General features: G+C 48.7%; 1 protein-coding gene and 1 pseudogene. Both read left to right on the top strand.

Annotation, left to right across the window (positions count from 1 at the left end; all coding sequences use genetic code 11):
* A pseudogene (locus tag ABF87_RS12975) lies at window positions 1-188 on the top strand (hypothetical protein); the annotation flags it as partial.
* Window positions 189-263: 75 nt separating this feature from the next.
* On the top strand, window positions 264-3,856 hold a 3,593-nt coding region (locus tag ABF87_RS12970), incomplete at its 3' end, for an FG-GAP repeat protein (protein ID WP_160829542.1).

Here is a 3,856-nt window from a genome sequence, read left to right as displayed (position 1 = left end):
CTGCCGACAGCGTGCTCAATCTGTCGGATACATCCAATACCCTGAAACTCCACGGCAATGCCGGGGATCTTGTGACGGTTCAGGATGATGGCTGGGTCGATGGCGGCGTGAAAGGGTTTTATCACATTTATACAAATGACGATGCGGTGTTGCTGGTGGGTGCAAATTTGATGATCGAGTTTGTGTAAAGGAAAAAAGGAAATCACTTTAGCGCAGTATTGCCTATCGTCGATTAGATAAAGCTTCTATAGGAGTTCTTAATCATGGCCATAACAACAATGAATTTATCCAGTCTTGATGGCAAGAATGGTTTTCGTCTGAATGTGGTGGAAAGAGGATATTTCGGGGGGGTTACCAGCGTCAGTGCCGGAGATGTCAATGCCGATGGTTTTTCTGATGTGATAGTGGGGGCTGGTTCTGCGAATTCGATCGCCGGCGTCACGTATGTGGTGTTTGGCAAGGCTGACGGGTTTGATGCTGTATTCAAAGTATCCAGTCTCGACGGCAACAATGGTTTTTCCCTCAAAGGAGAGGAATCATATGATGTTGCCGGTTGGTCAGTCAGTGGTGCAGGAGACTTCAATGGTGACGGATTTGAGGATGTGATTGTCGGAGCCCCGGGACGAGGTGGATATGGCCCTTTCTCTAGTTCAAGTTATGTGGTATTTGGCAAGGCTTCAGGGTTCGGTGCTACGTTAAATCTTTCCAGTCTCGACGGTAATAATGGTTTTCGCTTGGATGGAGTGGCGCTGGATGATTATTCCGGTTATTCGGTAAGTCGCGCAGGGGATATCAATGGCGATGGTTTTGATGATGTGATAATTGGGGCGCCGGGGGCTGGCACCAGTTACGTGATATTTGGTAAGGCGTCAGGCTTTGACGCAGCTATGAATTTATCCAATCTCGACGGCAGTAATGGTTTTCGTTTTAATGGTTCGGGTAATTCGGTAAGTAATGCCGGGGATATTAATGGGGATGGTTTCGAGGATGTGATTATTGGTGCTCCAGGAGCTAATTCAAACGGTTCTGGCTCCAGTTACATCATTTTTGGCAAAGCTCCTGGCTTTGGTGCTGCGCTGGATCTGTCAGCTCTCGACGGTGAGAACGGTTTCCGGGTGGATGGAGTTGCTGCGGCTGATGTATTGGGAGAGTCAGTCAGCAGTGTTGGGGATGTGAATGGTGATGGCTTTGATGATGTGATTATTGGTGCTCCTGGCGCTGATCCGAACGGTCAGCGTTCGGGCTCTAGTTATGTAATTTTTGGCAAAGCTACCGGTTTTGAAGCCACGATGAATTTATCGAGTCTTGACGGCAGCAACGGTTTTCGCCTGGATGGAATATCCCCATTTGATTTTTCGGGTTCTTCAGTCGGTGGAACCGGAGACTTCAATGCTGATGGATTTGATGATGTGATTATCGATTCCAGTTATCTGATATTTGGTAAAGCTTCCGGATTTGGTGCCACGCTTGATCTGTCCAGTCTCGATAGTGATAGCGGCTTGCGTCTTGATGGTGAGGGGGTGGCAGTCAGCAGTGCCGGGGATGTCAATAATGATGGTTTTAATGATTTGATTTTGGGTAGCACCATAGTAGATTACACCCGTATTGCCTTCAGTTACGTAGTGTTTGGGACTAATCATTTAGATGGAACCCTTACTTATGTGGGAACACCCGAGAATGATGTTTTCTCGGGCACTCCCGTAGATGAACTTTTTGAAGGAAATGATGGTAACGATACGCTAATTGGACGTGGCGGGAAGGATGTATTTAAAGGAGAAGACGGGGATGATGTAATCGAAGTACTTGACCTTGGCTTTCAAACGCTCGATGGCGGTATCGGTACCGATACCCTTAAGCTGAATGGCGCAGGAATCCACCTCAATCTGGCGGACTTTCACGACACGATCAATAATATCGAAACAATTGATCTGACGGGCAGCGGTGACAACACAGTGACGTTTACCTTGCCTGATCTGTTCAGTTTGTCGGAAACTAGTACTTTTACGATCGATGGCAATGCGGGTGATCGGGTAATTGGAATTGGTAATGGTTGGGCGGAAGCAGGTATCGACGGGGATTATCGTGTTTTCACCAATCGTGGGACGGTGGTTCGAGTAGATGCTGGGGTGTATGTTAATTCACCTGCGGGAGTCATGAGTGTATCCAGTCTCAACGGCAGCAACGGTTTTCGTATGGATGGAGAATCGCGAGGGGACTTTTTGGGTTTCTCAGTCAGTAATGCAGGCGATGTCAACGGTGACGGCTTCGATGATGTGATTATTGGCGCTCCCTATGCTGATCCGAACGGAGATTGGTTAGCCGGCTCCGGCTATGTGGTGTTTGGAAAGGCGTCGGGTTTTGATGCTGAGATGCATTTATCCAGCCTCGACGGCAATAACGGCTTTCGTTTGGATGGAGAAGCGGAGTTTGATATATTTGGCAAAGCGGTCAGTAGCGCTGGGGATCTCAATGGGGATGGCTTTGATGATGTGATTATTGGCGCTCCTTGGGCTCCGAACGGCGGGCGTTCCGGCTCTACTTACGTACTGTTTGGTACAGCATCTGGATTTAGCGCTGAGGTGAATTTATCCAACCTTAACGGAAATAACGGTTTTCGTCTAGATGGATCGCCATTTGATGATTCGGGTGATTCGGTAAGCAGCGCCGGGGATGTCAATGGAGATGGTTTGGCAGATGTGATTATTGCTGCCCCTGGCTCTGATGGTGGGTATGTGGTGTTTGGCAAAGCCTCAGGCTTAGATGGTGGCATGAGTCTGTCTAGTCTAGACGGCAGCAATGGTTTTCGTCTCAGTGGGATCACTTCAGGTAATAGCACGGGCGAAAGTGTTAGCAGTGCCGGTGACTTCAATGGCGACGGTTTCGATGATCTGATTGTCGGTGCTTCCCCGGTTAACTATGGCGGCTCTGGCTCTAGTTATGTCATATTTGGGAAAGCTGCTGGTTTTGCTGCCACCCTGGACTTATCCCGACTCAACGGGAGCAATGGTTTTCGTCTGGATGGAGAACCGCAATTTATCTTTGAGAGTCATTCGGTCAGTAATGCAGGAGATATAAATGGCGATGGTTTTGATGATGTGATTGTGGGAGTCCGGTATGCTAGCCTGAACATGAGTTCTAGTTACGTAGTTTTTGGAAAGGCTTCCGGTTTCGACGCCGTGATGAATTTGTCCAGCATTGATGGAACTAATGGTTTTCGTCTAAATAGTAAGCTATCAGAAAATACTGAACGTCGTGACCTATCAGTTAGCAATGCAGGGGATTTCAACGGTGACGGTTTTGATGATTTGATTATCGGCAATTACGAAGGCGGGCCTTATGGAGGTGGGCGCTATTTTGGAGCGAGTTATGTTGTATATGGTAAGGTTTCCGACTTTGACGCTACTTTGGATTTATCCACTCTGGACGGCAAGAACGGTTTTCGTCTGGATGGGACGCCCGGTGACAAATTCGGTTCGTCGGTCAGCAGTGCTGGGGATGTTAATGGTGATGGCTTTGATGATTTGCTTATCGGTGCTAAGGGACTCACCTCGAATAACAATTTCTCGGGTTCCAGTTACATAGTATTTGGTAGAAGCAATTCTGGCGGCAGTAATGTGATTGCGGGCACACCCGATGATGACCTCCTTCGTGGCACCTCAGCTGCAGAACTCTTTGAAGCCGGGGACGGTAATGACATTCTGATCGGTCGTGGCGGCGCGGACGTGTTCCGTGGTGGCGCCGGGGTTGACCAGATCAAGGTGCCTGACCTCAATTTTGCATCCATCGATGGCGGAGTGGGTACCGATATCCTGCACCTGGACGGCAAGGATCTGCATCTGGATTTAGCGAATGTGGG

Source organism: Nitrosomonas sp. JL21 (assembly GCF_009833095.1).
Taxonomy (GTDB): domain Bacteria; phylum Pseudomonadota; class Gammaproteobacteria; order Burkholderiales; family Nitrosomonadaceae; genus Nitrosomonas.
Note: the sequence above shows the minus strand (reverse complement) of the source record. Positions and strands in the feature narration are given on the sequence as shown.